20 protein-coding genes, 9 tRNA genes and 1 pseudogene are annotated in these 23983 nt (G+C 43.1%); 6 read left to right on the forward strand and 24 right to left on the reverse strand.

What is annotated here, in order from left to right; translation table 11 throughout:
• Window positions 1-8: 8 nt before the first annotated feature.
• The 9 genes from cobA to L1D22_RS10360 all read right to left on the reverse strand — a co-directional run bounded on the left by cobA (window position 9) and on the right by L1D22_RS10360 (window position 6182).
• On the reverse strand, window positions 9-779 hold the full coding sequence (gene cobA, locus L1D22_RS10320; RefSeq protein ID WP_239829691.1) for a uroporphyrinogen-III C-methyltransferase: 771 nt from the start codon (window positions 777-779) through the stop codon (window positions 9-11).
• Window positions 780-1070: 291 nt separating this feature from the next.
• On the reverse strand, window positions 1071-1886 hold the full coding sequence (locus L1D22_RS10325; RefSeq protein ID WP_239829692.1) for a formate/nitrite transporter family protein: 816 nt from the start codon (window positions 1884-1886) through the stop codon (window positions 1071-1073).
• A gap of 123 nt (window positions 1887-2009) precedes the next feature.
• On the reverse strand, window positions 2010-2333 hold the full coding sequence (gene nirD / locus L1D22_RS10330) for a nitrite reductase small subunit NirD (RefSeq protein ID WP_017066844.1): 324 nt from the start codon (window positions 2331-2333) through the stop codon (window positions 2010-2012).
• 14 nt (window positions 2334-2347) lie between these two features.
• Window positions 2348-4921 carry a nitrite reductase large subunit NirB gene (gene nirB, locus L1D22_RS10335; protein ID WP_239829693.1) on the reverse strand — a complete coding sequence of 858 codons (2574 nt, stop codon included), beginning with the start codon at window positions 4919-4921 and terminating at the stop codon, window positions 2348-2350.
• 617 nt (window positions 4922-5538) lie between these two features.
• Window positions 5539-5612, reverse strand: a tRNA-Cys gene (locus L1D22_RS10340).
• Between the two features lie 63 nt (window positions 5613-5675).
• A tRNA-Leu gene (locus L1D22_RS10345) sits at window positions 5676-5762 on the reverse strand.
• Window positions 5763-5842: 80 nt separating this feature from the next.
• Window positions 5843-5918 (reverse strand) — tRNA-Gly (locus tag L1D22_RS10350).
• A gap of 37 nt (window positions 5919-5955) precedes the next feature.
• Window positions 5956-6029, reverse strand: a tRNA-Cys gene (locus L1D22_RS10355).
• 66 nt (window positions 6030-6095) lie between these two features.
• Window positions 6096-6182: transfer RNA gene (locus tag L1D22_RS10360), tRNA-Leu, on the reverse strand.
• 349 nt (window positions 6183-6531) lie between these two features.
• Here L1D22_RS10360 and L1D22_RS10365 point away from each other — a divergent pair.
• Entirely contained in the window at window positions 6532-7320 is a 789-nt protein-coding gene (locus L1D22_RS10365; protein ID WP_239829694.1) for a lipase, read from the forward strand.
• 75 nt (window positions 7321-7395) lie between these two features.
• Here the strand turns inward: L1D22_RS10365 and L1D22_RS10370 are convergent.
• From L1D22_RS10370 to L1D22_RS10395, 6 genes are all read right to left on the reverse strand, one after another.
• Window positions 7396-7469: transfer RNA gene (locus L1D22_RS10370), tRNA-Cys, on the reverse strand.
• A 65-nt stretch (window positions 7470-7534) separates the two neighbouring features.
• Window positions 7535-7621: transfer RNA gene (locus L1D22_RS10375), tRNA-Leu, on the reverse strand.
• An 80-nt stretch (window positions 7622-7701) separates the two neighbouring features.
• Window positions 7702-7777 (reverse strand) — tRNA-Gly (locus L1D22_RS10380).
• 36 nt (window positions 7778-7813) lie between these two features.
• Window positions 7814-7887, reverse strand: a tRNA-Cys gene (locus L1D22_RS10385).
• A 199-nt stretch (window positions 7888-8086) separates the two neighbouring features.
• Complete coding sequence (gene viaA, locus L1D22_RS10390) at window positions 8087-9532, reverse strand: ATPase RavA stimulator ViaA (RefSeq protein WP_132788140.1); 1446 nt, start codon at window positions 9530-9532, stop codon at window positions 8087-8089.
• A gap of 12 nt (window positions 9533-9544) precedes the next feature.
• Complete coding sequence (locus tag L1D22_RS10395) at window positions 9545-11200, reverse strand: ATPase RavA domain-containing protein (RefSeq protein ID WP_017632334.1); 1656 nt, start codon at window positions 11198-11200, stop codon at window positions 9545-9547.
• Window positions 11201-11487: 287 nt separating this feature from the next.
• Between L1D22_RS10395 and L1D22_RS10400 the strand changes: the two genes are divergently transcribed.
• From L1D22_RS10400 to L1D22_RS10415, 4 genes are all read left to right on the forward strand, one after another.
• On the forward strand, window positions 11488-12003 hold the full coding sequence (locus L1D22_RS10400) for an NUDIX hydrolase (protein ID WP_017632335.1): 516 nt from the start codon (window positions 11488-11490) through the stop codon (window positions 12001-12003).
• Window positions 12004-12020: 17 nt separating this feature from the next.
• Window positions 12021-13025: a low-specificity L-threonine aldolase gene (gene ltaE / locus L1D22_RS10405; RefSeq protein ID WP_239829695.1), complete on the forward strand. Its 1005-nt coding sequence runs from the start codon at window positions 12021-12023 to the stop codon at window positions 13023-13025.
• A gap of 35 nt (window positions 13026-13060) precedes the next feature.
• Window positions 13061-13372, forward strand: coding sequence for a GGDEF domain-containing protein (locus tag L1D22_RS10410; protein ID WP_239829696.1), 312 nt, complete (start codon window positions 13061-13063; stop codon window positions 13370-13372).
• 82 nt (window positions 13373-13454) lie between these two features.
• Window positions 13455-14249 carry a LysR family transcriptional regulator gene (locus tag L1D22_RS10415; protein ID WP_239829697.1) on the forward strand — a complete coding sequence of 265 codons (795 nt, stop codon included), beginning with the start codon at window positions 13455-13457 and terminating at the stop codon, window positions 14247-14249.
• 60 nt (window positions 14250-14309) lie between these two features.
• Here the strand turns inward: L1D22_RS10415 and L1D22_RS10420 are convergent, their stop codons facing one another.
• Window positions 14310-15449, reverse strand: coding sequence for an outer membrane protein transport protein (locus L1D22_RS10420; protein ID WP_239829698.1), 1140 nt, complete (start codon window positions 15447-15449; stop codon window positions 14310-14312).
• Window positions 15450-15791: 342 nt separating this feature from the next.
• Here L1D22_RS10420 and L1D22_RS10425 point away from each other — a divergent pair.
• A pseudogene (locus L1D22_RS10425) lies at window positions 15792-16081 on the forward strand (transposase); the annotation flags it as partial.
• Window positions 16082-16222: 141 nt separating this feature from the next.
• Here L1D22_RS10425 and L1D22_RS10430 read toward each other — a convergent pair.
• The 8 genes from L1D22_RS10430 to L1D22_RS10465 all read right to left on the reverse strand — a co-directional run.
• Window positions 16223-18076 (reverse strand): metallophosphoesterase, encoded by a 1854-nt coding sequence (locus L1D22_RS10430; protein WP_239829699.1) that lies wholly within the window; start codon window positions 18074-18076, stop codon window positions 16223-16225.
• A 58-nt stretch (window positions 18077-18134) separates the two neighbouring features.
• Window positions 18135-18506, reverse strand: a complete 372-nt coding sequence (locus tag L1D22_RS10435) for a DUF4236 domain-containing protein (protein ID WP_239829700.1) — start codon at window positions 18504-18506, stop codon at window positions 18135-18137.
• Window positions 18507-18521: 15 nt separating this feature from the next.
• On the reverse strand, window positions 18522-18833 hold the full coding sequence (locus tag L1D22_RS10440; protein ID WP_239829701.1) for a hypothetical protein: 312 nt from the start codon (window positions 18831-18833) through the stop codon (window positions 18522-18524).
• A 154-nt stretch (window positions 18834-18987) separates the two neighbouring features.
• Window positions 18988-20280, reverse strand: coding sequence for an McrC family protein (locus L1D22_RS10445; protein WP_239829702.1), 1293 nt, complete (start codon window positions 20278-20280; stop codon window positions 18988-18990).
• Window positions 20281-20283: 3 nt separating this feature from the next.
• The gene (locus L1D22_RS10450; RefSeq protein WP_239829703.1) at window positions 20284-22449 is read right to left on the reverse strand and encodes an AAA family ATPase; all 2166 of its coding nucleotides are present in this window, start codon (window positions 22447-22449) and stop codon (window positions 20284-20286) included.
• Window positions 22450-22558: 109 nt separating this feature from the next.
• Complete coding sequence (locus L1D22_RS10455; protein ID WP_239829704.1) at window positions 22559-22900, reverse strand: hypothetical protein; 342 nt, start codon at window positions 22898-22900, stop codon at window positions 22559-22561.
• A 149-nt stretch (window positions 22901-23049) separates the two neighbouring features.
• A complete protein-coding gene (locus L1D22_RS10460; RefSeq protein ID WP_239829705.1) occupies window positions 23050-23571 on the reverse strand; it encodes a DUF6508 domain-containing protein in 522 nt (173 codons plus the stop codon).
• A 174-nt stretch (window positions 23572-23745) separates the two neighbouring features.
• Window positions 23746-23983: transposase (locus L1D22_RS10465; RefSeq protein ID WP_239829706.1), on the reverse strand; the 238-nt coding region annotated here is incomplete at its 5' end.

Consider the following 23983-nt stretch of genomic DNA (forward strand, 5'->3'; position numbering starts at 1 on the left):
TGACTTGGTTACTTGTTAAACCAATCGAGTTTTTCATGAAGCTGAGCCACACTGCCAACAACGATCAAAGCCGGGCTTTTAGCTACACTCGCAAGGTTAGCTAAGTCACTCAATCCACCTCGATACACCTTCTGTTCTTTGCGAGTACCGTTTTCGATAATAGCGACAGGCATATCTGCTCGCATACCGTTATCAAGCAAGTTCTTCTGAATATTCGGGCTCTCTTTTAAACCCATGTAGAACACGATCGTGTGATTATGTTGAGCAAGAGATTGCCAGTCGATATCTTCGCCATCTTTCTTTAAGTGACCGGTAATAAACTGGACGCTTTGCGCGTGGTCACGGTGCGTCAACGGGATGCCCGCATAAGCCGTAGCACCAGCGGCTGCGGTAATACCAGGAATAACTTCAAATCTCACATCATTCTCAGCCAGAGTTTCACACTCTTCCCCACCACGGCCAAAGATAAATGAGTCACCACCTTTCAGGCGTACTACATGCTTATTCTCTTGGGCTTTAGTAACCAATAATTGGTTGATCTGATCTTGCGGTACACAGTGATGATCAAGCTTTTTACCCACATACAGCATTTCTGCGTCTGGGTTAGCCATCGCCAAGATATCTTTTGATACCAAGCGGTCATATACCAACACGTCTGCTTGTTGAATCACTCGTGCCGCTTTTAGCGTAAGTAAGTCTGGGTCGCCCGGACCTGCACCTACCAATGAAACAAATCCTTTGTTTACTTCTTTAACATTCGATGACGATACTTCTGACATGCTGTGCTCCGAAGGTTTGCTTGTTTTATCTCAAGCTTCAATCTATGTGATAAGTCACTGTATTCATGATGACTTATCCAAATCCTTAACCCTTAGACTATCAGGTGTTGATATAAATATTCAGTTTAAATACTAACGAAGATAGAAGTAATTATAACAAAACGATCTATTGCAGGTATTTAATACTAATCAACACCTTGATGATGCTTAAGGCATTTGAACTAAAAAAGCCCCAAACATTTCGTTGGGGCTTTAAATCTCATACTAAATTACGTTTCACCGTATTCAGAATTACTTAGCGCCTAGAGAAGGAGCTGTTTTAGCGTGAGTTAGGTATAGAGGAACACATGTCATTAGTAGACCACCAACGATGTTACCTAGGATTGTTGGGATAAGGTTGAAGTTCAACCATGTTGCGATACCGAAGTCAGCGCCAAGAATCATACCCAGTGGGAATAGGAACATGTTTACAACTGTGTGCTCAAATACTAGTGCGAAGAAGATGAAGATTGGGAACCACATCATTGCTACACGGCCAGACACAGTGCGCGCTGTCATGTTACCAATCACACCTAGACATACCATTAGGTTACAGAAGATACCGCGTACGAAACACGTGATCCATCCGTCCATGCCCATGTTTTCAAAACCTAAGCTACGACCTGTAGAAACAGCAATGAACTTTTGAGCAACAGCGTTTGGCTCTAGAGAGAAGTTACCTGTTAATGACACAGCCACTAGGAAAGCAACAATCAAAGAACCGATAAGGTTACCAAGACCAACAATACCCCAACAACGTAGAATACGGCCCCAAGTGATGCCCGGGCGGTTGTCGAATTTAGCTAAAGGAGCAAGGCCGAAAACGCCAGTTACTAGGTCGTAACCCATAACACTTAGAATAACGAAACCAACTGGGAACACGAGTGCACCAACAAGGCCAACGCCTGTTTGTACCATTGCTGTAATAGCAACAACAACCGCTAGAGAAAGGATGATACCAGCCATAGTGCTTCGAATCAGAAGATCGCGAGTACTTGTTTTAGTTTTCGCTTCACCCACATCAATCATCGTTTGAACGAATTCAGCTGGTTTGTAATCAGGAGACATAATGTTGTCCTTAAAAAAGTAAAATTAAAAGTTAAAATTGGATAGGAAAAGGCTCTAGTTACCGAGTTAAGGCAATATCGAGAACTAGAACCCTTGAACTATCAAATCTTACTCACCCAAAGATTAAGCAGAGATTTCTACAGCACCTTTGGTAACACGAGCTTTGTACGCTTTCACGTTGAAGTTCTCGTCTTCCATGCACGCACCTGTTGTCAGGTTGAAGCGTTGCTTCTTGAGCGGGCTTGCCACCCAAAGCTCTTCTTTGTGCTCTACAATCAGACCACGTGATAACACGTTAGACTGGAAGTAAGGGTCTGTGTTGCTAATCGCGAATACTTCTTCAGCTTTCGTTGGGCGGAAGACCGCTACTTGCTCACCACCAACCAACGCACAAACACCTGTACCTGGGATAATGTCTTCGATCTTACAAACTTTGGTAAATGCCATGATGTCGTCTCCCCTTAAACAGATTCTACGTGAATGATGTCGCCCTGATGCTTTGAAGTAATGGCTTCAGGGTGTTTCTCAGTAAATGTCGCTGGACGGTGTTGTTCACGGCCATCATCAACAAACACAACGTTTTCATCACGGTCATCAGCATTGATGAAGTGTGCAAAGCGTTTAAGTTGAGCTTCGTCGTTGATTGTATCTGTCCACTCACAAGCAAAGTTATCTACTAGGCCAGCAATGTCAGTTTCAAGTTGGTCATTGATGCCAAGCTTGTTGTCTACAATCACTTCACGTAGGTAATCAACACCACCTTCTAGGTTGTCCATCCATACCGAAGTACGTTGCAGTGGAGCAGCCGTGCGGATGTAGAACATCATGAAACGGTCAATGTATTTGATCAGCGTTTCTTGGTCTAGGTCGCTTGCAAGTAAGTCTGCGTGACGAGGCTTCATACCACCGTTACCACACACATACATGTTCCAACCCGCGTCAGTTGCGATGATACCTAAATCTTTACCTTGGGCTTCAGCACACTCACGAGTACAACCAGACACACCAAACTTCATCTTATGAGGAGTACGGATACCTTTGTAACGGTTCTCGATCATCACGCCTAGGCCCACTGAATCTTGAACGCCGTAACGACACCAAGTTGAACCAACACATGTCTTAGCCATACGAAGTGCTTTTGCGTAAGCTTGACCTGTTTCGTAACCTGCAGCGATTAACTTCTTCCAGATAGCTGGTAAGTCATCTTTCTGAGCACCGAACAGACCGATACGTTGTGCACCCGTGATCTTGGTGTACAGGTTGTATTCTGCAGCAACATCAGCAAGAACGCTTAGTGCTTGAGGCGTTACTTCACCACCCGCCATACGAGGGATAACAGAGTAAGTACCGTCTTTTTGCATGTTACCTAGGAAGTTATCGTTGGTATCGTGCAGTTTCACTAGCTCAGGCTTAAGGATGTGTTCACCCCAGCAAGAAGCGAGGATAGAACCCGCTAGAGGCTTACATACTTCACAGCCGTAGCCTTTACCGTATTTCTCTAGTAGCTCATCGAACGTTTTGATTTCTTCGATGCGAATTAGATGGAAAAGCTCTTGGCGAGAGTAAGCAAAGTGCTCACACACGTCGTTCTTCACTTCAACACCGGCTTTAGCAAGTTCAGCGTTTAATACTGAAGTCACTAGTGGAATACAACCACCACAACCAGTGCCTGCGCCTGTTACCGCTTTGATATCACCGATTGTGTGATGACCTTCAGCAACCGCTTGAGCGATCTTGCCTTTAGTCACATCGAAACAAGAACAGATAACTGCAGATTCAGGAAGCGAGTCTGCGCCAAGTGTTGGCTTTTCAGCGCCAGCGTGCGCAGGAAGAATCAGTGCATCTGGGTGTTCTGGTAGGTCGATTTCGTTCAGCATAAGCTGTAGAAGATCACCGTAGTCAGACGTATCACCAACCATTACGGCACCAAGAAGCTTCTTGTTATCTTCAGAAACGATTAGGCGCTTGTAAACTTCTTGTTCTTCGTTTTGGTAAACGTAACTCTTACAGCCATGAGTACGACCGTTTGCATCGCCGATAGAGCCTACTTTCACGCCTAGAAGCTTAAGCTTCGCAGACATGTCAGCACCTTCAAATGTGCTTTCGTTGCCAACAACGTGGTCAACAGCAACTGTCGCCATTTTGTAACCAGGAGCAACAAGGCCGTAGAACGTTTGGTTCCAAGACGCACACTCACCGATTGCGTAGATATCTTTGTCTGTCGTTTGACAGTGATCGTTAATCTCGATACCGCCACGAGGTGCAATACCTAGACCCATTTGACGAGCAAGTTTGTCTTGTGGGCGAATACCAGCAGAGAATACGATGAAATCAGTTTCTAACTCTGTTCCGTCTGCAAAACGCATTACGTTGCGAGCTTCAGTGCCTTCAGGAGCAATCTCAAGCGTGTTCTTGCTTGTATGTACGTTAACGCCCATACGTTCGATTTTTTGACGAAGTTGGTTGCCACCCGCTTGGTCAAGCTGCTCAGCCATTAGCTTAGGAGCAAACTCAACAACGTGTGTGGTTACACCAAGTGCTTTAAGTGCACCTGCCGCTTCAAGGCCAAGTAGACCACCACCAACAACAACACCAGACTTAGAGTTCTTAGCCGTAGCTTCGATAGCTTTTAGATCTTCAATTGTGCGGTAAACAAAACAGTCTTTACCTTCGTTGCCTTTGATTGGCGGTACGAATGGGAATGAACCTGTAGCAAGGATGAGTTTGTCGTATTGGATTTCACGACCAGTGCTTGAGTAAACTGTTTTCTTTTCACGGTTAACGTTAATAGCACGTTCGCCGATCAGCATGTTGATGCCGTGTTTCTCGTAGAAGCCTTCTTTAACTAAAGAAAGTTCGTCCGCAGTATGGTGTGAAAAATAAGAAGAAAGGTGTACACGATCATAGGCTACGCGAGGCTCTTCACAGAACACCGTGATGTCCATGTTAGCAACATCTGTCTTCTCGACTAAATCTTCGATATAGCGATGACCGACCATCCCGTTACCGATTACGACTAGCTTCATCTTGCTCATAAGAATTCCTGAAGGTTATATATTTCTTAACTGAGCGAATAATGAATTATGAAAGAAAATGAAAATATGATGTAAATCAATTACGAAATCGAACTACCCAAAAGGGGTAGAACAAAAGAGGTAGATCTGCTGATCTATCATACGAAGCAAACGAATAACCGTAGGTTTAATAAGGTTTATCGAGGTTTCATATACACTTTCGTGCATTAGATAAGATGTTGTAAAGTTTCACATTAGGTTAGCAGTAACGCAGTTAAATGACAATCATTTTCATTTGTAGTCATAATAAGTGTAATAACTCATGAAAGCGTTACAGGATCATGAGCAACTATGTATAAATATGAAGAACTTAATGACGCAAAAGACAGTCGCCCTTTTCCATTCCCCACTAATTCCACTCACAAACGGCACAATTGGTTAACAGATGCTGTTGGTTGTTCAGCAAATGATAGGTTTACATAAGGAAAAGACCGGCAATGAAAGTGATCAGATAAGGCTTGTTCCTAGAGGTGCTACTGATTAATGAGCATACGTGGGAGTTTGGAGATAGCATGAGAGTTTAGAATTTCAGATAGCAAAAAGGCCAGCATTTCTGCTGGCCTTTTAACTTTGAATAGTGGAGGCGCCTCCCGGAGTCGAACCGAGGTCCACGGATTTGCAATCCGTTGCATAGCCACTCTGCCAAGGCGCCTCAATAGTGTTTTAAGAGAACAACTCTTTTGAGCATCACCAATAAAGGTAACAATCAAATAGATGGTGCCCCGGGCCGGACTTGAACCGGCACAACGCGAACGTCGAGGGATTTTAAATCCCTTGTGTCTACCAATTCCACCACCAGGGCACGCAATTCTTTATTGCGATGCCGATTACTGAAAAGTAAAACACCATCTTAATGTCGAAATTAATCAACATTACAAAATTTGGAGCGATACATCGGGTTCGAACCGATGACCTCAACCTTGGCAAGGTTGCGCTCTACCAACTGAGCTAGTATCGCATTTTCATTCATCAGCTTTCTAAAATAAAAGAGAGAATGGAGGCGCCTCCCGGAGTCGAACCGAGGTCCACGGATTTGCAATCCGCTGCATAGCCACTCTGCCAAGGCGCCTTTAATAGTGATTTAAGATAACAACTCTTTGTTCATCACTCTACTCAAAAGTAGAAGCAAGATAGATGGTGCCCCGGGCCGGACTTGAACCGGCACAGCGCGAACGCCGAGGGATTTTAAATCCCTTGTGTCTACCAATTCCACCACCAGGGCAACGCAATCTTGCGATGCTGATTACTGAAACGTAAAAACACCATCTCTCAGCGACCTAAGCCGTGAGAACGAGGTGTACTTTAACGGATGGATAAAATTCGTCAACAATAAATTTTATCTTTTAATTCAAGTGATTAATTATCACTCTCCAAAGAATAAATTTAGTGCAGCTTGTACGGTTCTTATACGTTGTTCTCTAGTTTTACAACGCTATTTACTAACTAGGATTAACTTAGGCGACAGCGACCTATTTCGATTTTTCTTCAACGAATCAAGTAAATGGTGTTTTCATGTGCTTTTCACATTCAACGACTAGAGTTCTAAGTAACTCTTATTAAGAAGCAAACATGTGAAGCCATTAAAACGATACCAATATGAACGCTACGCCGTTCTATGTAACCTCGCCTACCCTAGAGTATTTAAGCAAACTAGCTATGGTTTTGACCCAAATGGACAACGCATCATAAAGAACCAGTTTGGCAAAACCATGATTCGAGTGCTGTGGAGCAGCGACAAAGATGAAGTGGTTGTGGTTATCAAAGGATCGCACAGCATCTCAGATTGGTTACTCACCTTTGCTCTATGGACAAGAAGCTGCAAAAGAATTGGGCTCAATTATCGTGTGCATGCTGGCTTCTATCATCTAATGTTTCAGGAAAGTCAGCCAAGTCGTAATGAAGATAGGCTTGGCTTAACCGTTATTGAACGCTTGGAAGCTACGCTCACACCTCTAATAGAGCAAGGTAAGAGAGTGTCTATTACTGGTCACTCTTCCGGTGGCGCTATCGGTTGTGTCTTCGCTGATTACTTTGATCAAAAGTATCCAGGCTGCATTAAGCGAATCGTGACATTTGGGCAACCTGCGATCGGTGATTGGAGTTTTCGAAAACACTATCACTTGAGTAAGAAGACTTACCGCATCTGTTGTGATATCGACATCGTAACCTTCATGCCGCCCGTACCTTTACTGTATTGGCATGTAGGAAAGGTACTTTGGCTCTACAACGGCAGAATCTATGAGAACACCCCAACGTTTATTCGCCTTGGACGTTCTATTTTTAGTTGGTTGATAAGACCTTTCTCTTACCACTTGATGAGCAAGTATATACGCAATAAGGATTTCTTTGATAAACATTGAAATGAGCAGGTAGGAAGTTTTTGGGGAAGTCAGAAACGAAAAAACCAGCCGCTAGGACTGGTTTCTTCTGAATGATGGAGGCGCCTCCCGGAGTCGAACCGAGGTCCACGGATTTGCAATCCGCTGCATAGCCACTCTGCCAAGGCGCCTTCAATAGTGTTTTAAGAGAACAACTCTTTTGAAAATCACCAACAAAAGGTAACAATCAAATAGATGGTGCCCCGGGCCGGACTTGAACCGGCACAACGCGAACGTCGAGGGATTTTAAATCCCTTGTGTCTACCAATTCCACCACCAGGGCGCGCAATTCTTTATTGCGATGCCGATTACTGAAAAGTAAAACACCATCTTAATGTCGAAATAAATCAACATGACAAAATTTGGAGCGATACATCGGGTTCGAACCGATGACCTCAACCTTGGCAAGGTTGCGCTCTACCAACTGAGCTAGTATCGCATTTTCATTATTCAACTCTAGAAACTAGAGAGATAATGGAGGCGCCTCCCGGAGTCGAACCGAGGTCCACGGATTTGCAATCCGCTGCATAGCCACTCTGCCAAGGCGCCTTTTTAATTCAACACTTTAGGGACTTAAGTAAGCCGCTCCGCTGTGTTCGGGTGCCTACTTTACGGATTGAGAGGAGATAGTCAAACAAAAAAGTGAATTTAAATTCCGTTTGCTGACATTTAAATCAAATTGCTGCATGTTCGATCTCTTCTATCAAAAAACACACAGCAAAATGAATTCAATTTAGGTGTATTGGTGTTACCACTTCTTCATGAAACGACCAACCAAGCTTGGGTGATATGCCCAACAATGGTCAAACATAGTCATGAGTTGAGGGTTACCGTATTTAGATAAGCTCACTGCATGAAAACGATTTTTGTGTTCTTTCAATTTTTCGACTTGAGCGATCATCTCGTCTGACTGCTTAGGCGCAATAAAATCAGAAAGCACAATCAAATCTGCGTTTTTGTACTTATCACCCGTCATTAAATCAATCGACTTCATCAACACAGGCTCTAAATCCGTACCGCCGTGGAATGAGTAACTTAAGAAATCACTTGCCTCACGCAGGCCATCTTGTCGTGTTAGCTCATAGGTGATCTGCTCAGAAGAGAAAAGAATCACGTAGCAGTCTCGTTCTTCCGCGAGAGCGATTTGCATCAAGGCATAAGCCATTGCTTTGGCAGATTGCTCTGGGAAGCCGCTCATCGAGCCAGAAGCGTCCACACAAACAATGAACGGGCCTTTCTCAATATCAACGTTCTTGCTATCCGGCTTCTGCGCCTTTACTTTGCGTAACGTACGAGATTTACCCTGCGAACGGTAACTGAGTAAGCGCTTGTCAGCCAAATGCTTGTAGAAGATTACTTCGAGTTCAGGATAAGCTAGGAACATGGTCTCGTTTGGAAGCATCTTGTTGAGGTCATCACTTTCGTGAATCCCGACAATGTCATCAACCGCTTCATCGCTTTTCTCTTCGACCATCTGCAGTTCTTCTACAGGAGCTTTGTGTAGCGAAGGATCATCTTCCTCACCAGCCATGCGGCCAAGTTTTTCGGCGATCTCTTGTAGGCCTTTATGCTTATTTAAGAATTCAGCATGGCGCTTCATTACGGTTAAGTCAGTTTTACTTAACTTAGCCGATGCCATATCCCACAAGCGCCCTACGCTGCCTTCATCACCAGACTCGGTCACTTTATCCATGTTTTTCATGGTTTCCATGCGCTGGTATAGATCGGCTAATACTTTCTCTTTGCTGGTTTCAAGTTCGGTAACTTGCGCTTGCTTGATCGCGTCGGACAGTGATTGATACCACTGGTCGCAGAAATAGTGTGGGAACATCGCATTATAAACGCCCTTGTTGTGTTCCATCAGGCGTCTGGCTTGAAGGTAAAACGCTGAGTGCCACTCCAATTTTTTGATGACACTGTCAATCTCATCAAAAAACTGAGGCTCATCCCAATGAATAACTTCTTGATAAAGTGCTATTTCTTCTTGGAATCGGTCGGTCTCACACACCTTGGTAACGCGTTTTTTCACTTTACCGCGCCATTTTACCAAGTGGTTTTTTACCGACGTTTTCACGCCCTTGTTCTCAGCCGCCATCATGACCTGAGAACGAGCGATGAGATCATTCATCGCTGTATCTATGATGCCTGAGTCAGCAACCATTAAAGCAAGGTTTAAGCCGTCTGCTCCTAACATACTTGTCTCCCCTTACTCGAAGTACTGACTCATAAACTTAATGCGCTGTGCGATCTTGCTACTCTTCACCTTTGTGGTTTCCAAGTCTTGTGTAACCGCTTGTAAGCTTGATTCCATCGCTTTAGGGAGCTCTGGGTCAATGTAGTTATGTGGCAACGCATCATGGAACTCAGTACGCACTCGTTTCAACTTGAACTCGGCCTCTGTGAGTTGCTCTAACGCTCTCTCTGCGCCAGTTAGCCACTTGTTGTAAAGCTCTTGGTCCAAACCGTCAGTTGTCACGACACTGACTAATACCGAGCGATTCGCGATATCTTTGATAACCAACTGGTTCGAAGCATCAAGATCCAGCTTCAAACGACAGAGATTTTTGTTTTCGTTCACGTAACCGTAAATATCACCATGGCCTTCTTTAAGCACACGGTCAAAATCGTCTTTGGCTACGTATACCCAGCGACTATCGCCTTTCTCAGATTCAGAAACTGACATGTTGCTTTGCAGCAGAACCAATTTCACTAAGTTGTACGCGCTACCCACGCTGTACATCTTCGCGTTCTTGATATCATTCTGGTAAACGTCTTTGCGTAGCAAGCCACTGGTAGACTCCATCGATAAAGACACAGACAGCGTCGATTCAACGTCGTCCTGAATTTCTTCAAGCTCTTCACGAGACATTTCGATTTGCGCTTTTGACTCTTGCTGATCGAACGCACGGTTCAATGCAAAGTCTTTAACCACACTACGAACCACATCACGTGATTCTGGGCTGTGCCATAAACAATCTTGCAGAAGCATGATATCCAGCGGGTTCACACTGTCTCGACCGCTAAAGAAAGCACTCGCCTTCAATAGCTTAACGGCTTTCTTCCATCGTCTATCTGATACGTACAAGTCAGACTCTGATGCTGAACCTTGCTTCTTAACTGTTTCCTCAAGCATGGTTTTCAGTTCATACAGCTTGTTAAACGAGTTATCAGTCAGCTCTAGCTTGTCGAGCTCTTTCTGCCATTGGTGATATTCAATGTCAGTGATCGCCAAACCTTTTGGAATCACTGCTTCTTGAGACGTGCCAGTCGTCAACATCGATTTGAAGTTTTGTTTGTTTTGAATACGGTTTACAAACACGCGAACCAGCATACGGTCATAAAGGGCTTCTAGACCGCTGTCTTCGTCTGGGAGTTCATTAGATGCAGAAACCAACAAACGCATTGGCACACGTTCAATATCGCTGCCGTTTTTGAAGGTTTTTTCGTTCACTACAGTAAGCAGCGTGTTTAGGATTGCAGGGCCTGCTTTCCAGATCTCATCAAGGAACACAACTTGTGCGGTTGGTAGATAACCTTCGGTCAGTCTTACATAACGACCGTTGTCTTTTAATTCTTGGATACTTAGCGGGCCAAACACTTCCTCAGGCGTAGAGAAACGTGTCATCAGATATTCGAAATAGCTGCTGTTATCAAAAGCCTGGATTAGGCGCTTAGCGATAAGACTTTTTGCGATGCCCGGAGGGCCTAATAGGAATACACTTTCGCCGGCGAGAGCCGCCAGTAAACAAAGCTTAATCGTGTCTTCTCTTTCATAGACACCATCGGATAGAGCATGCGCTAATTTATTGATTCTTTCAGAGAGTAGCGCTTTGTCAGCATGTGAGGAAATAGAAGGGTTCATGCGTTACTCCGGAAATCTTTTAACTGTTGAGAGTGTAGATATGTTTTTATACATTTGTTAGCACTTTGTTACAAGTGTATTTTATTATTGAGTTGCATTTATATCAGATGGTTAGGGTCGTAATTTTCATGTAATCATAGATTCCAAATATGAGAGTAACATCACGAACGGCGCAAAACGAAATCGGTAACTAAACCCAATTTTTCTTTTATTTTCGACACCATAGACGTTATGGTGGTGCACGTCTTCAGTTATCGACAAATTGGCAAGGAATGTGGCCAGACTGCATGAGTAAAGTTATCCATCAATGGAAAAGTATTTCTCTTATAGAAGAGAACGTGACGCTCCCTACGAACGTCGTGGTAAAACATACAACAATCAACCACCCTGGCGCGGCCGTTATTCTTCCTATCACTTCGTCTGGAAAGATTATCCTCATTAACCAATTTCGCCCTTCTCTCAAAAAGTGGCTTCTAGAGTTACCTGCGGGCACCATGGAAATAGATGAGACACCCCTTGAATGCGCGCAGCGCGAATTGGAAGAAGAAACAGGTTACAGTGCAACTTCTTTTCAAAGCTTAGGGCAAGTTACGCCTTTAGCTGGCTTCTGCGATGAGATACAGCATCTATTCGTTGCAAAAGACCTTAGCCTCACTACCCGCTTTGAATGTGACGAGGATGAAGTCATAGAAGTGATCGAGCTGAGCTTGGAAGAACTGCACGACAAAATACGACACGATCAAATCACCGATACAAAAACTATCGCTTGTTTAAGTAAAGCCCAACTCTGCGGCTACCTATAACACTCTAGGAGAGAAACATGGACTTTCGTTCTGATACCGTAACTAAACCCTCACAAGCAATGCGCGATGTAATGGCAAACGCAGAAGTCGGTGATGATGTATATGGTGATGACCCAACAGTAAACGAACTTGAGCAGTGGGCAGCCAACGAAACAGGCTTTGAAGCCGCTATGTTCACCTCTTCAGGCACGCAAGCCAACCTTCTTGGATTAATGGCACACTGTGAACGTGGTGATGAATATCTTTGTGGCCAACAAGCGCACAACTACAAATACGAAGCCGGCGGCGCTGCGGTACTGGGTTCGATTCAACCTCAACCAATCGAAAACAACCCAGACGGCACTCTTGATTTCAAAAAGCTTGCCGCTGCTATTAAACCGGACGACAGCCACTTCGCTCGTACTAAACTTCTAAGCCTAGAAAACACGATTAATGGCAAAGTACTGCCAATGTCTTACCTAGCGGAAGCTCGTGAGTTCGTAAACCAACATGGTTTGCAAATGCACTTAGACGGCGCACGCGTATACAATGCGGCAGTCGCGTTAGACGTTCACGTTAAAGAGATCGCAAAACACTTCGATTCGATGACGATTTGTTTATCGAAAGGTTTGGGTGCTCCAGTTGGCTCTCTGCTACTTGGTAGTAAAGAGTACATCGCTAAAGCACGTCGACTACGTAAAATAGTCGGTGGCGGTATGCGCCAAGCAGGCATCCTTGCTGCAGCAGGTAAAATGGCGCTGACTGAGAACGTTACTCAGCTTAAAGCTGACCACGAAAACGCAAAAAACCTAGCGATTGGCCTAAGCAAGCTGGAGGGGTTCTCGGTTAACCCTGATTTCATTCAAACGAACATCGTGTTCGCTAAGTTAGACGAGTCTGTTGATATCAACCGCATCGCACGAGAGTTAGGTGAAAAAGGCATTACTATGTCGCCAGGCAACCCAGTGCGCTTTGTTACTCACCGTGACATCAGCGCAGAAGACATTTCTCGATTCCTAACGGGCTTAGAAAAAGCGCTGTAACTCTCAATAAAGTTCCCATCTCTCGCTATTAATACTTGAGCTTCCCCTTAGGGGAAGCTTGTGCGAGAAGACCTGCAGATATAGTCACTCGATATGGCGGAGAAGAGTTTGCTTTCATCCTACCAAACACTGGCAAGCTAGGCTTAGAAAAAATCTGTCGAAATGTAATGTCTAAAGTACAAGAACTGAACCTACCACATCCTGATGGCGATAGATTAACAGTAAGCATCGGTGGTTCATCATTATGTGATAACGAGAACTGTGAGAAAAGCTTGTTTAAAGCTGCAGACAATCACCTTTACTATGTAAAGCGCTCAACAAGAAATAATTACAGTATTCATCAGTAATAAATGACTCTCAAGTGTATGTTTTGTTTAGGTAGTAAGCTAGTATACATAGTATAGAAAGGAACAATTAGAGTTTTATATAATGCGCGACTTCAATGCTTTGAATGTGTTTCTTACATTAATGCAATGCCACTCAACGCAAAGAGCAGCTCAAAAATTAGGCCGCTCTCAATCATATGTTTCAAAAGTTCTCGCACAATTGCGTGAGAACTTAGATGACCCTCTGTTTACTAGAAGTGGAGAAGGGCTTTCCCCTACATCATATGCTATATCGATCGAACCAAAATTAAGAATAGCATTCGAACAAGTCAATAAAGCTCTAGAACCCAGTGAATTTTTCCCAGAAAAACTAGAGCGTATCACTGTTCATATGGTTGAACCCTATCTTATTCAATGTGGAAAACTACTAATTGATGAAATTCGTAAAGAAACAGGCGCTCTCATTGAACTTAGAGCGTGGAATAAACTCAGTGAAAGCTTAATTGTTGAAAATGATGTAGATGTAGGACTACATACCCTCTCAGATAAACCTCAGACTCTTTATCAACGCCGAATTCATACAGGTTCTGCTTACTTCGAAGGTAACGAGAGTGGGGAGTATATAAAAATGATTATCCCAGGGTTAAACGAGCAAACCAATTATTACCAAGCAGTACGACCTGATATTGATGCAACAGTAATCATTGATAATCAGCAGTTAATGGATCAAATGATGAACTTTGGTTATACGTTTCGCTATCACCACCTTGCTCCTCAAGAATCAGACTTACAAATTAATATAGAAGTAGCATTAGTGATGAAGACTTCGCATCGGTACTCTCCTAAACTAGTATGGTTAAGTGAATTGATTGAGCGAGTTGTACGATCTTTAGGATAGATTGATAGAGCTGTGGCAAGGAACAGCCGCTACCAAAAGCGGCTGAGAGATGAAAAGAAATTAAAAGGTTACATTCATACCAATAAAGTGAATACGTCCATCAAATTTACCTATCATCAGATCTGCAATATTAATATCTGTCGTACCCAAATCCGCATACTCGTAGAACATATCGAGCGTGTAACCATTCCACTCGGTAGATGCTCCGACTGAATAACGCCATTGCTCGCCTACAGGCAGGTCGACCCACTGCATATTTGGATCATCTTGCGGAGAGGTTTCATAGGAAATACCGGCTTTTATACGCCAATCGTCATTAAGACGATAGTCACTACCCAATGCTAGATGCCAAACGTCATCCCACTGTCGATTAATACTCATATTCCTGCCACCTGCAAAATTAAACGTCGTTTGGTCCCAATCAGACCAGCGGTGGAATTGGACGCTTGCAAGAAGGTTTAGATCGGCATTGGCACCATAACGCATGCTAAAGTCTACAATGGCTGGTACATCGATTTCTGCATTAACTTTCCCAGAATCCGGCTTACCGAATAGGTCTCCTTCAACTTTAACCTTTGCATCGAACTCATGCTGTACTTTTGAACGATAACTGAAGCCAAAGTCAAGAGCATCAGAATGACGGAACATAACACCAAAATTATAACCAAATGCCCAGTCAGATGACTCTTCTACAGAAACCTGACCTCCCCCCATTGTCTGCTCAAGGCTTGCCCAACTCATTTGTAAACCAGCACCGAATGACCAACGCTCATCGAGCGTGTAAGCAACACTTGGGTTAATTTGCGCCACTGCAAGGTCAATGTCATTGAGAAGCACAGTTCCTGCCCACTGTGTGCCATAGTCAAGCGCAGAACCATCAGCCACTCCAACTCCTAAACCTAAATGTATCTTTTCATTTATTTGTTGAGAATGAAATATACCAAGGGTCGGTGATACCGTACTAGCCTTGCCTCCTAAAACTGGGGTTGTTGAACCTAATCCTTCAGGTTTATATTTCATTTCCAAATCAAATACAGAAACATTAACCGTTGTTAGCTGCTCACCCATATGCGACATCGTCGCAAGGTTTCGCCATTGGGCGGCAGCAGATTGAATATAGACACCGTCACCTGCTCCAACTGTACCAGCGTTCGCTACAACGGCCTCTTGCAGGAAAATACCACTTGCCATTGCCGACATTGGAGCAAATGTTGCGAATAATACTGATTTAGTAAGTAAGCCATTATTTTGAAAGGTACCATAACGATGAACCTGAACAATATATATCTCCAGGAATCACATTAAACATACTCGGTATTAAGCCTACTATTTCGTACAACTATTACTTTAGCGATGAAGCCCCAAAAGAAAAAAGCTACTTCGATTTTAGTCTGAACTTTGATTTTTAGTAGAAAATAATCATTTATCAGTGCTAGATGGTAAGCGCCATACCCCCATTCTAATTGACCAGCAAGAGTAATAAGATAACTATCCAACTAAAAGGAGATGAGGTGTATTCGAACTTGATAGACTCCTTTTTGGCTTCAACAAGTGGCGGTCAAGGCGGATGAAAGACCAATCAATGTACTCAAGGAAGATAAATAGTGTTACATATGGCTATACTGTTCGGGCGCAGACTCGGCTGAAGTGGCATTGGCGCCTATGATGAGCTTCATCAAGTCACCAATGTCAGTTGCTTCGCTCATACTCGTCGTAAATTCATGGATGCTATGAAGCTTCAAGGTAAGGGTAAAGCAGATAAAGTACTTGCTAAAATCCAAAAACTCTATGGGATAGAATTACGCTTGAAAAGTGCCTCTAGCAAAAGCCGCCAGCAAGAAATTGACGATCCCCATTCAAAACTGGCGTCAGGCTATGAGTCGGTTTATTATCGAGTTCGAAGTACCTCTCGAAAAGCACGTTAACTAACATAAAATCAGTCACCATAGCCTAACCACTGCACCTTATTTAACTTAACTAAAACAACCAACCCTCAGTCTTTCTTGGATCGCAAACCATTTATTAACCAGCTCATAAGCAACCTTTGAACACTGATATTCCGCATTTTGTCTTTCAATACCAATGACATGTTGTTCCGTCAGTTTTAGGTATGCCGCCAATAACTCAATATCACCTGCCTGGGCGAGTCGAGAGACAATCTCTTCATAACTGCTGTATTCATCAGACAAGTCTTCATCGAAGTAATCGGGGTCATGAACGCCAATTGGATCCCACTCTTCCAACAATGTCTTAGAAACATACGTTTCAAATTCATCGTTTTGGATCATCTTGGGACAACCTTTTACCATGCCATCAAGCATGCTCATGACTCCTCTGCTGACTATGCGGCTTGGTGCTGGCTCACCAACAAAACAGAAGTCTGTATTTTCTTGAATATTTTCAGAGAAGTCACTCCACGTAGGAAGGGCAACCAATGGGTATCCGTTCTTAGCGGCATTGAAATCTACACAAATGACTTTGTCACTTAAGGTCTGAGGAAACTGTGTTGGCTCTAATGTGTAATGACCGATAACAACAGGTACTAATGGGGCCTGATTATACTTCATTGAACCCTTTGCTAGCTGAACTGCTGGTATGCGTTCTCTCTGTTCTTTAGATACCACGGCTAGATCTTGACAATTGTCCACTGAGTAGGCATTTTTCCACCAAGCCACACGAATCTGGCTACGTTCAATGCCATTCTTATCTAAAAATACGCTTCCTTTGGGTAGCGTCACTTCAGGCCCTTTTAACAAGATTTCAATAAGTTGGTATAATTCATGTTCACTATTGAACGCATCATACCAATGCTCTTCTTTTAACGAATTATCACCGTTTAGATAAGGCCGCAACTGCTGAATAGACTCATTATGCCAGCAAGCGTGAATAGCCGTCATGTCACCAAAATTTAAGTACAACGGTAACGTTTTAAACCACTCAATCCATTTTTCATGTTCAGCACTGTCTTCACCGACTTGTTTAACAAACAATTGATGCTGTTTAATGTTGCCGGTCTTAGTGCGGTCACGACAATAGCTGCCATCGCCCTTTTGTAAAGCCCACCCAATCGCATTGAACTCATGATTACCAAGAAGACAAAACGCCTTCTTTTCATCCACCCAGTGTTTTACTTTATTGAGCAGTGAACGATGATCAACATCGCTCTCTAACGAGTTATCAATGAGATCACCTACAAACACCAACTTCGCGGACTCATCATCCCAACCGTAATGAGAGAGCAATTCATCGAGTTTATTGACTTGCCCGTGGACATCCCCAATGAACAACAATTCCTCTATGTCATTCTGCTGGCGAAAGTCCAAGCCTTCTTCTATTTGGTGACAGCGATCTTTAATCGTTGGCAACATACTTAATTTCCAACACTCTAAATTGAAACCGCCCCCGGACATGCCACCATGATTAAAGGCCTCTACATAAATATCATGTTCCACATCACCATTGGTTAGAAGGATGTCGATAAACTCGTCTAACCAAGTAAAGTCCTTGGGTTCATTTTCAGCGCTGCTGTCATCTTCTTGAGCCAAATCACGTAAAACCTTGAGTTTGGCAAAGTCTCCACAGGCTCCCAGTAGGCATTCATTAAGCGAGTTTACTTGGCCTTGTTCTAACTCAGCCTTGATCGAGGTAACGATCTGTTTTTTAGTAAAGTTATGTACCCAACTTATAAGTTCATTGCTCGTTAGGTTTCTCTGTGCCTTACTTAACTCATCCTTTAATAGTCGCCATAGGGCCGAATTGCCACGCAATCCATACAGCTTTAGATCTGTAAATACTAGGTCAATGTGTTTCGGTTCAATTAATGCCATGTTTGGTGATTCCAAATAGAGTATTCGAGGGACGGTTCGTAATAGATGCAAGTAAAGGTTATGAAGGCGAGTGCTCGTTAGCTTCCAATTGAGCTTCTAATTTGGCAATTCTCTGGATTGCTTGTAGATGCAAAGCTTCTAACTCTCGCCGGTTGTATTTATGTGTGCCGAACGGACGAGAATTACGTTTAGCCGATTGCGCTTCGGTTAATACTTTGTTTGAATTAGACTTCTTTCTATTCGAGAGTGACGTCGTTTTTCGATAACTAAGCCCTTGTACAGGGGTATTAATGTTCTTTGTAATTTGACCTCTGCTATTCAAGGTTGCCGTTGCTAACCCTTTTTTACCTAAGGTACACGACACGCCTCGTTTAGAAATGTTGAAGCGCAGCCATCTGCCACCAAACGAGCGAAAAAAACGAAATGACATATATCTCTTCTCTTTTTAGTTATCTACTGATTTTTGAAGCTTGTTTCGACAATACTGCTGACTTGAAATTAGGCCTTCAACTTCACCCACACCCACACAACCCATGTACGGCTCTACGCCCATAGACTTACGGCGAAGATTCACTTCCTTTTGGTAATCCTCACTCATCGGGTTGATACCTTTATTGCGTTGCCTAATTTCTACATTACTGTCGTAGTTAACGTCATACTCTTCAGGGAATAGCTGTACATGAAGCTGACGAATTGAATCAATAGTCTCTTCATAACGCTTGAGAATGGCTTTGTTGGCTCTCTTTTTATTACTCATTATGCACCCTTAAAGAAACTATGTGATGGGACCAAATTTACCCAAAGAATAACCAAGCCTTGCCTGAATATTGAGTTCATAAGCTTGAGAAACGCCATCAAGCCATCAAAAATTAATGTAGAAACAATGTTGAAAGTCACGTTGAAAGCCGTGACTAAAGGGGCTGAAATGAATCGGGCCAAACTATTCGGCATGTTCCATTCACTTCAAGCTTAAACGGCACAACCCACAGTTTTAACGAGTCGCTAAAATCTAAGCTATGCTCAATCGGTTTTTCAAATTCATCATGAGCCGGGTAAATCAATACTAGATCTCCGCCTATTTTTGGCAAATATTTATGGCCATAGGCAAACATTTGGTATAAATCAGACTGAGATAGACCGTAGTTATGGGCATCAACGTCAATCAGCTTCCACTTGGTGTCGAGCACGATTTGAACTTTGTCCGGCTTAGTCACAATCAGGTCTGGCTTTAGCATGAACTGATCGTGGCGATTGTGAGAAACTAAATACTCAGATCTTGCTTGCGTTGATAGTTCCGCGCCTTCAGGCAGTGCGCTGCTCAGTACCGAAGCAACATAACTTTCAAACACCGTCTCCATCGGAAACAGCAACGATAGAGCTTGGGCCTCTCCCTTCATACTTAATGGCGACATACCTTCTAGTATGATCCTAGACCAGGCTAAAGGGGTTTGATAATCGCTCATCCCCCTGTCCATTTTTAGGCGCATAAAATCTTGTTTAATGTCGACACTTAAAGGAATATCAGCAAAAGCAAACTGAAGCTCACAGAGTAAACGTTGATTCCCAGCGGTTCGCGCAATAGACGTTAGTTTGTTCAACGCAGAGCGAATCAAGCGATTCGCGGGTCTGTCTTGCAAAAACTCATCAAATTCAACAAAGAACTTATGCTTATTCACCAAATTATGACGAAGCTGCTTTGAGACGAATAGCTTACCTTTTTGAAACGGCAAATTATCCTGAACCGAGGAGTAATCACTTCTTAAACCGCGCTTGGCTAGATGATTAACACTGTCGAGAAATTGGCGAATAAACACTTCAAGCAGAGGCATTTCACGAGACATCACACTCGAGTTTGACGACGAGAGGCATCGAAATTCCCCTAACCGTTTTAACATCATCAACAGTATGTCTCGTGACTGATTGATCCCCTTCTCAGTACACTCTGATTTCTTTCCTACTTTAGGTAGGATCTCAATGTGTTCACCCGCTGGGGTGCACAAAACACCCACATAATTTTTAACCTGAAGTACCTTTATTCCATGCCGAACACGAAGTTGAAGAAGCTGAGCGGTTTCTCGGTTAGCAGGACCAAGGCACAGTTGTTCTAAATACTCAAAACTCTCTGGTGAGATAAGGGTAAAGCCATACACTTCCCCTTCATGATTTGCACACAAACAGCCATATTCAAAAACAGTGGTATGCATGATTTATGACTTACCTAAGTCGTAAGCATCCATTTCACCCATTTTTGGCTCTGTATTATTAGGGGCTGGTTCATTAGAGTCGGTGCCGTGTGAGCCAGCCGTTGTACCGAACACGCTCACATCGTCATACACTGCGACATAGGTATTAACCTTGTGCCACATTGTGTCTTCAGGCTTGGCCAATGAATAACGCACCTGAGTTTGCCCGTATTGATCAAGCTCGTGGTTCTTACCAAATAAGACGTTCAAATCGGCGTTTTTCAGTTCAGCTTTCTTTACAAACTGTAAATCGGGTTGAGACTGCTTTTGGTTATCAGCCAATACCAAACGGACTTTTTCCCAGTCTTCAAAGAAATACTCCTCCAGTAGCGGGATGATTTTATTTTGAAAGACTGAAACCAGCTCCTCAAACGCCTGATCTTCGCTTTGATTCTCTAAAGCGTGTTTTACCGGCATAAAAAAGGCGTGGCCCAGCATATGCTCACGGTCATAGAGTATCTCAATACGTTGATTTAGAACGATCAAAAGTCGCTCGATATTGATTCCTTTTACAACACACCCTTGGAGCAGACCGGGGTTAGGCATCATTTCGACAAAATCAAAACGGCGGCGCAACGCTGTGTCCATCATTGCTAACGAACGGTCTGCCGTATTCATGGTGCCGATAATGTCAACGTTGGCAGGTACGCTAAATTCTTTACCACTATAAGTCAGCTTGATAGACATTTCATTTGAACAACCTGCGCGCTTATCGAGCTCGATTAATGAGATGAGCTCCCCGAAGATTTTTGAAATGTTACCGCGGTTAATTTCATCGACAAAAATAGCATAGCGATGGTTTGGATCCGCTTTCGCTCGTTGACATAGTTTAAGGAATATACCCGGCACCACAGAATAGCTAATGTTACCGTTTTCATCTGTTTCAGCCTTTAAGCCCTCAATAAACTCTTCATAACCATAACTCTGGTGGAACGTTGTCATGCTGTAACGTTTGTTCAACAATTCAGAATGTAAGTCCTGACTTATGTACTGTTTTTCAATCTGCTGTAGATGGTAAGTTTTACCGGTGCCTGGTGGGCCATAAAGAATTTGATTCATAGGAACGATGAGCTCGTTTGATAGATTTGCCGCTCTATCTAACTCTTCACTTTTTAATGTCGACGTGCGCTTCTCTGTCAACACATGCTCCTCTGTTAACAAATAATCACATGGCCAATGCCCTGCTCTTTCTACAGGGTTGGCTTCCACGAACTCTGGCAGAGTTTTCTCTAACTCATCGATCAACGCCAGCGTTAGATTTTCTCTGCGCTCACCAATCGCTACTTCAATGTTTCGCTTTGAAAAGTTGAGAATAGCAAAAGTGGCAGACGCTTTGCCTTCAACAGGCTTACCTTGACGACCAATTTTAAGTTGATCGGTCTTTGTAGTCGGATAGATATCGAGTGATGATTCGTTAGCAAGTTCCGTCAACGTGTGGAGCAGCTCTAGCTTGTCATTGTTCATTCCATTAAGAATATCCAGCGTTAAGTGTTCTTTTAGCTGTTCAATTATTTCATCTTCTGGCGGTTGGTTTAAATTCCATACGTGATATGTATAACTCGCAGCATCTACACCTTCTGGCTTACATGCCAACAATTCATTATTCGCTTGAGCAATGGTGATATCAGAGCTCTTACAAGCGCGCTGAAAAACCGCTTCTTTAAAAATGGCGAGTACCTTAGGAGAACTTTGGTCTTGATACAAAAAAGCCGTTTTCCACTTTATCGTGTTTGGTAAGGGCGAATCTTGAATAACATCCAGATCACCACGTTTCACTGCATCAATGACATGTATAAGTTGAGATTTTATTTCTTGGAAAGCTAATTGCTCCGTTTCACCTAAGTTCCTTTTCCAACTATAGGCTTCACCGTGGACTATATGAGGACGCTCGCCCTTAGGAGCACTTTTTCGGCGATAGATCCCAAACTTACTTGAGTCTCCCCCTTTAATTGAGCCTAAATTGGTTGTACCGAACTCAATCCAGTAACTAAAAGAGTCTTTACTACCCGGATTACTGTATTCTTCGAGGGTCATAGCCATAACCCGTTCATAAGGCCAAGCAGTCAAAAATGCTTGCCACATTTCGTTTCTAGCATGAAGTTCGTTTTTATCAATTTCAACGTTAGGCATATTTAAGTTTCTCTGTTAATTCAGTATTCACGCGACTTAATGAGTTACAAATTTCGCTACTCTGTTTCTTAAGCTGATACAGAAGCAGGACGCATCTATCACTCTATAGTTAAGAGCTACCAACTAGTGTCTTTGAGTGAGACGGAACACACATTAAAATCAGATAGCCAATTACCCCACTATAGCTATTGAGGATAATGACAATTGCGAAAATAACCACTCCCATCCCCGTATTCTCAGTGATATCTCTCGATCGCTTCCACATAGCCATAATGCTAAGGAGCGCTACAGCAACTCCAACAGGAAGCCATATAAGCCAGATAGCTTCATTAACAAAAAGTAATGAAAACGATGCTACCGCAATTAACAACAAGCAAAGCAATGTAAAAAGGTTGTAGGTAGTACGAGTGATCGTTGAATCATTCCAAATAGATTTAATCGTGTTCATCATTGTGTCTCTTTTATAAGCTTTTGTTGCGGGGTTCATTTTCACTTGGGGAAAAATAATGTCCAATACACTATAATGACTTCTTGGCACATTATTACCCTGGAAATAACTCTGTTTTACGGATCTTCATTTCAAAAGCTCGGATAGCTTTATTAAAATAGAAAATCCTGGTCGTCATTGCTTTCCTGTATTCGTTGTTCGTCCTTTCTCTTCTTTATTTGCTCTCGGCGCAGTTTCGATTCTTCTTGCTGTTTCAATAGATACTGCTGACACTGTACTTCTTCAGGTAACATAACCAGCAGCGGTGTGTAACCAACGCTTTTCGCTATAGCGTTAAGACAAATGCGAAGCGCACCTGAAGCAACAAACTCTTCCCAATACCCATCACAAAACCGAGCACCCCGAACCGCCGCTGTCAGTATTTTGAAATAGTCATTGTCGTTACACACTTTCAGCAGTTCGTTCATTTCTGGCTCGGACAATGAATCAAAACACTTAAGCACTTTCCCGCCCGCTTTCTGCTGTGTGCTTTGATCTGGATATAGTGTCCAGTCAAAGTCCTTTAGGATAAAATCGTAATCATAAAGCAATTGATACACAGACTGTTTTCCAGCTACCGAGCTATCACTATGTAGTTTATTGAGAAATTCATGAATCTGTTGGGCTGTTGGCATAAAGAGGTTCTCTACTTAGTTTATGGTACTGGCAGTCAAATGGGCTTACCAAGTATATCGCGCTCTGTTTCTCTAGCAGGCTAGCTAATCAGGAATATCAGTTATTCCATTCCAATTATTGATATTTCTCAAACCGATTGCCTAGGCACTATATTGGCTACTGTTTTTTTTGGTTCATCGCGGCTTTCCGGGGAAAGCCGCTTTTATCTTCAAGAAGAAGTAATCTGTATCTCGATATCCATACCCCATTCGCTTGATTAGCTTTATCTTGTTGTTTATCCCTTCTAGTGTGCAGGTGTTTAACGGGTAACTTGCCGATGCAATAATGCCGTGAAGATAAGGCCTCAGTTTTCGTGCGAACTCTTTCAATGGCTTAATTCCACTCTCTTGCACTTGTGCCCACCATACCTCC

It is taken from the genome of Vibrio sp. Isolate34 (assembly GCF_022397915.1).
In the GTDB taxonomy this organism is placed as follows: domain Bacteria; phylum Pseudomonadota; class Gammaproteobacteria; order Enterobacterales; family Vibrionaceae; genus Vibrio.

Coding starts and splice junctions, on each gene's coding strand:
- L1D22_RS10460 (WP_239829705.1), bottom strand. CDS start 23,571: ATGCCAACAGCCCAACAGATTCATGAATTTCTCAATAAACTACATAGT.
- ltaE (WP_239829695.1), top strand. CDS start 12,021: ATGGACTTTCGTTCTGATACCGTAACTAAACCCTCACAAGCAATGCGC.
- L1D22_RS10415 (WP_239829697.1), top strand. CDS start 13,455: ATGCGCGACTTCAATGCTTTGAATGTGTTTCTTACATTAATGCAATGC.
- nirB (WP_239829693.1), bottom strand. CDS start 4,921: ATGAGCAAGATGAAGCTAGTCGTAATCGGTAACGGGATGGTCGGTCAT.
- L1D22_RS10395 (WP_017632334.1), bottom strand. CDS start 11,200: ATGAACCCTTCTATTTCCTCACATGCTGACAAAGCGCTACTCTCTGAA.
- L1D22_RS10435 (WP_239829700.1), bottom strand. CDS start 18,506: ATGTCATTTCGTTTTTTTCGCTCGTTTGGTGGCAGATGGCTGCGCTTC.
- L1D22_RS10430 (WP_239829699.1), bottom strand. CDS start 18,076: ATGGCATTAATTGAACCGAAACACATTGACCTAGTATTTACAGATCTA.
- viaA (WP_132788140.1), bottom strand. CDS start 9,532: ATGTTAGGAGCAGACGGCTTAAACCTTGCTTTAATGGTTGCTGACTCA.
- L1D22_RS10420 (WP_239829698.1), bottom strand. CDS start 15,449: ATGTCGGCAATGGCAAGTGGTATTTTCCTGCAAGAGGCCGTTGTAGCG.
- L1D22_RS10400 (WP_017632335.1), top strand. CDS start 11,488: ATGAGTAAAGTTATCCATCAATGGAAAAGTATTTCTCTTATAGAAGAG.
- L1D22_RS10455 (WP_239829704.1), bottom strand. CDS start 22,900: ATGATGAACACGATTAAATCTATTTGGAATGATTCAACGATCACTCGT.
- L1D22_RS10450 (WP_239829703.1), bottom strand. CDS start 22,449: ATGCCTAACGTTGAAATTGATAAAAACGAACTTCATGCTAGAAACGAA.
- cobA (WP_239829691.1), bottom strand. CDS start 779: ATGTCAGAAGTATCGTCATCGAATGTTAAAGAAGTAAACAAAGGATTT.
- L1D22_RS10445 (WP_239829702.1), bottom strand. CDS start 20,280: ATGCATACCACTGTTTTTGAATATGGCTGTTTGTGTGCAAATCATGAA.
- L1D22_RS10440 (WP_239829701.1), bottom strand. CDS start 18,833: ATGAGTAATAAAAAGAGAGCCAACAAAGCCATTCTCAAGCGTTATGAA.
- L1D22_RS10325 (WP_239829692.1), bottom strand. CDS start 1,886: ATGTCTCCTGATTACAAACCAGCTGAATTCGTTCAAACGATGATTGAT.
- nirD (WP_017066844.1), bottom strand. CDS start 2,333: ATGGCATTTACCAAAGTTTGTAAGATCGAAGACATTATCCCAGGTACA.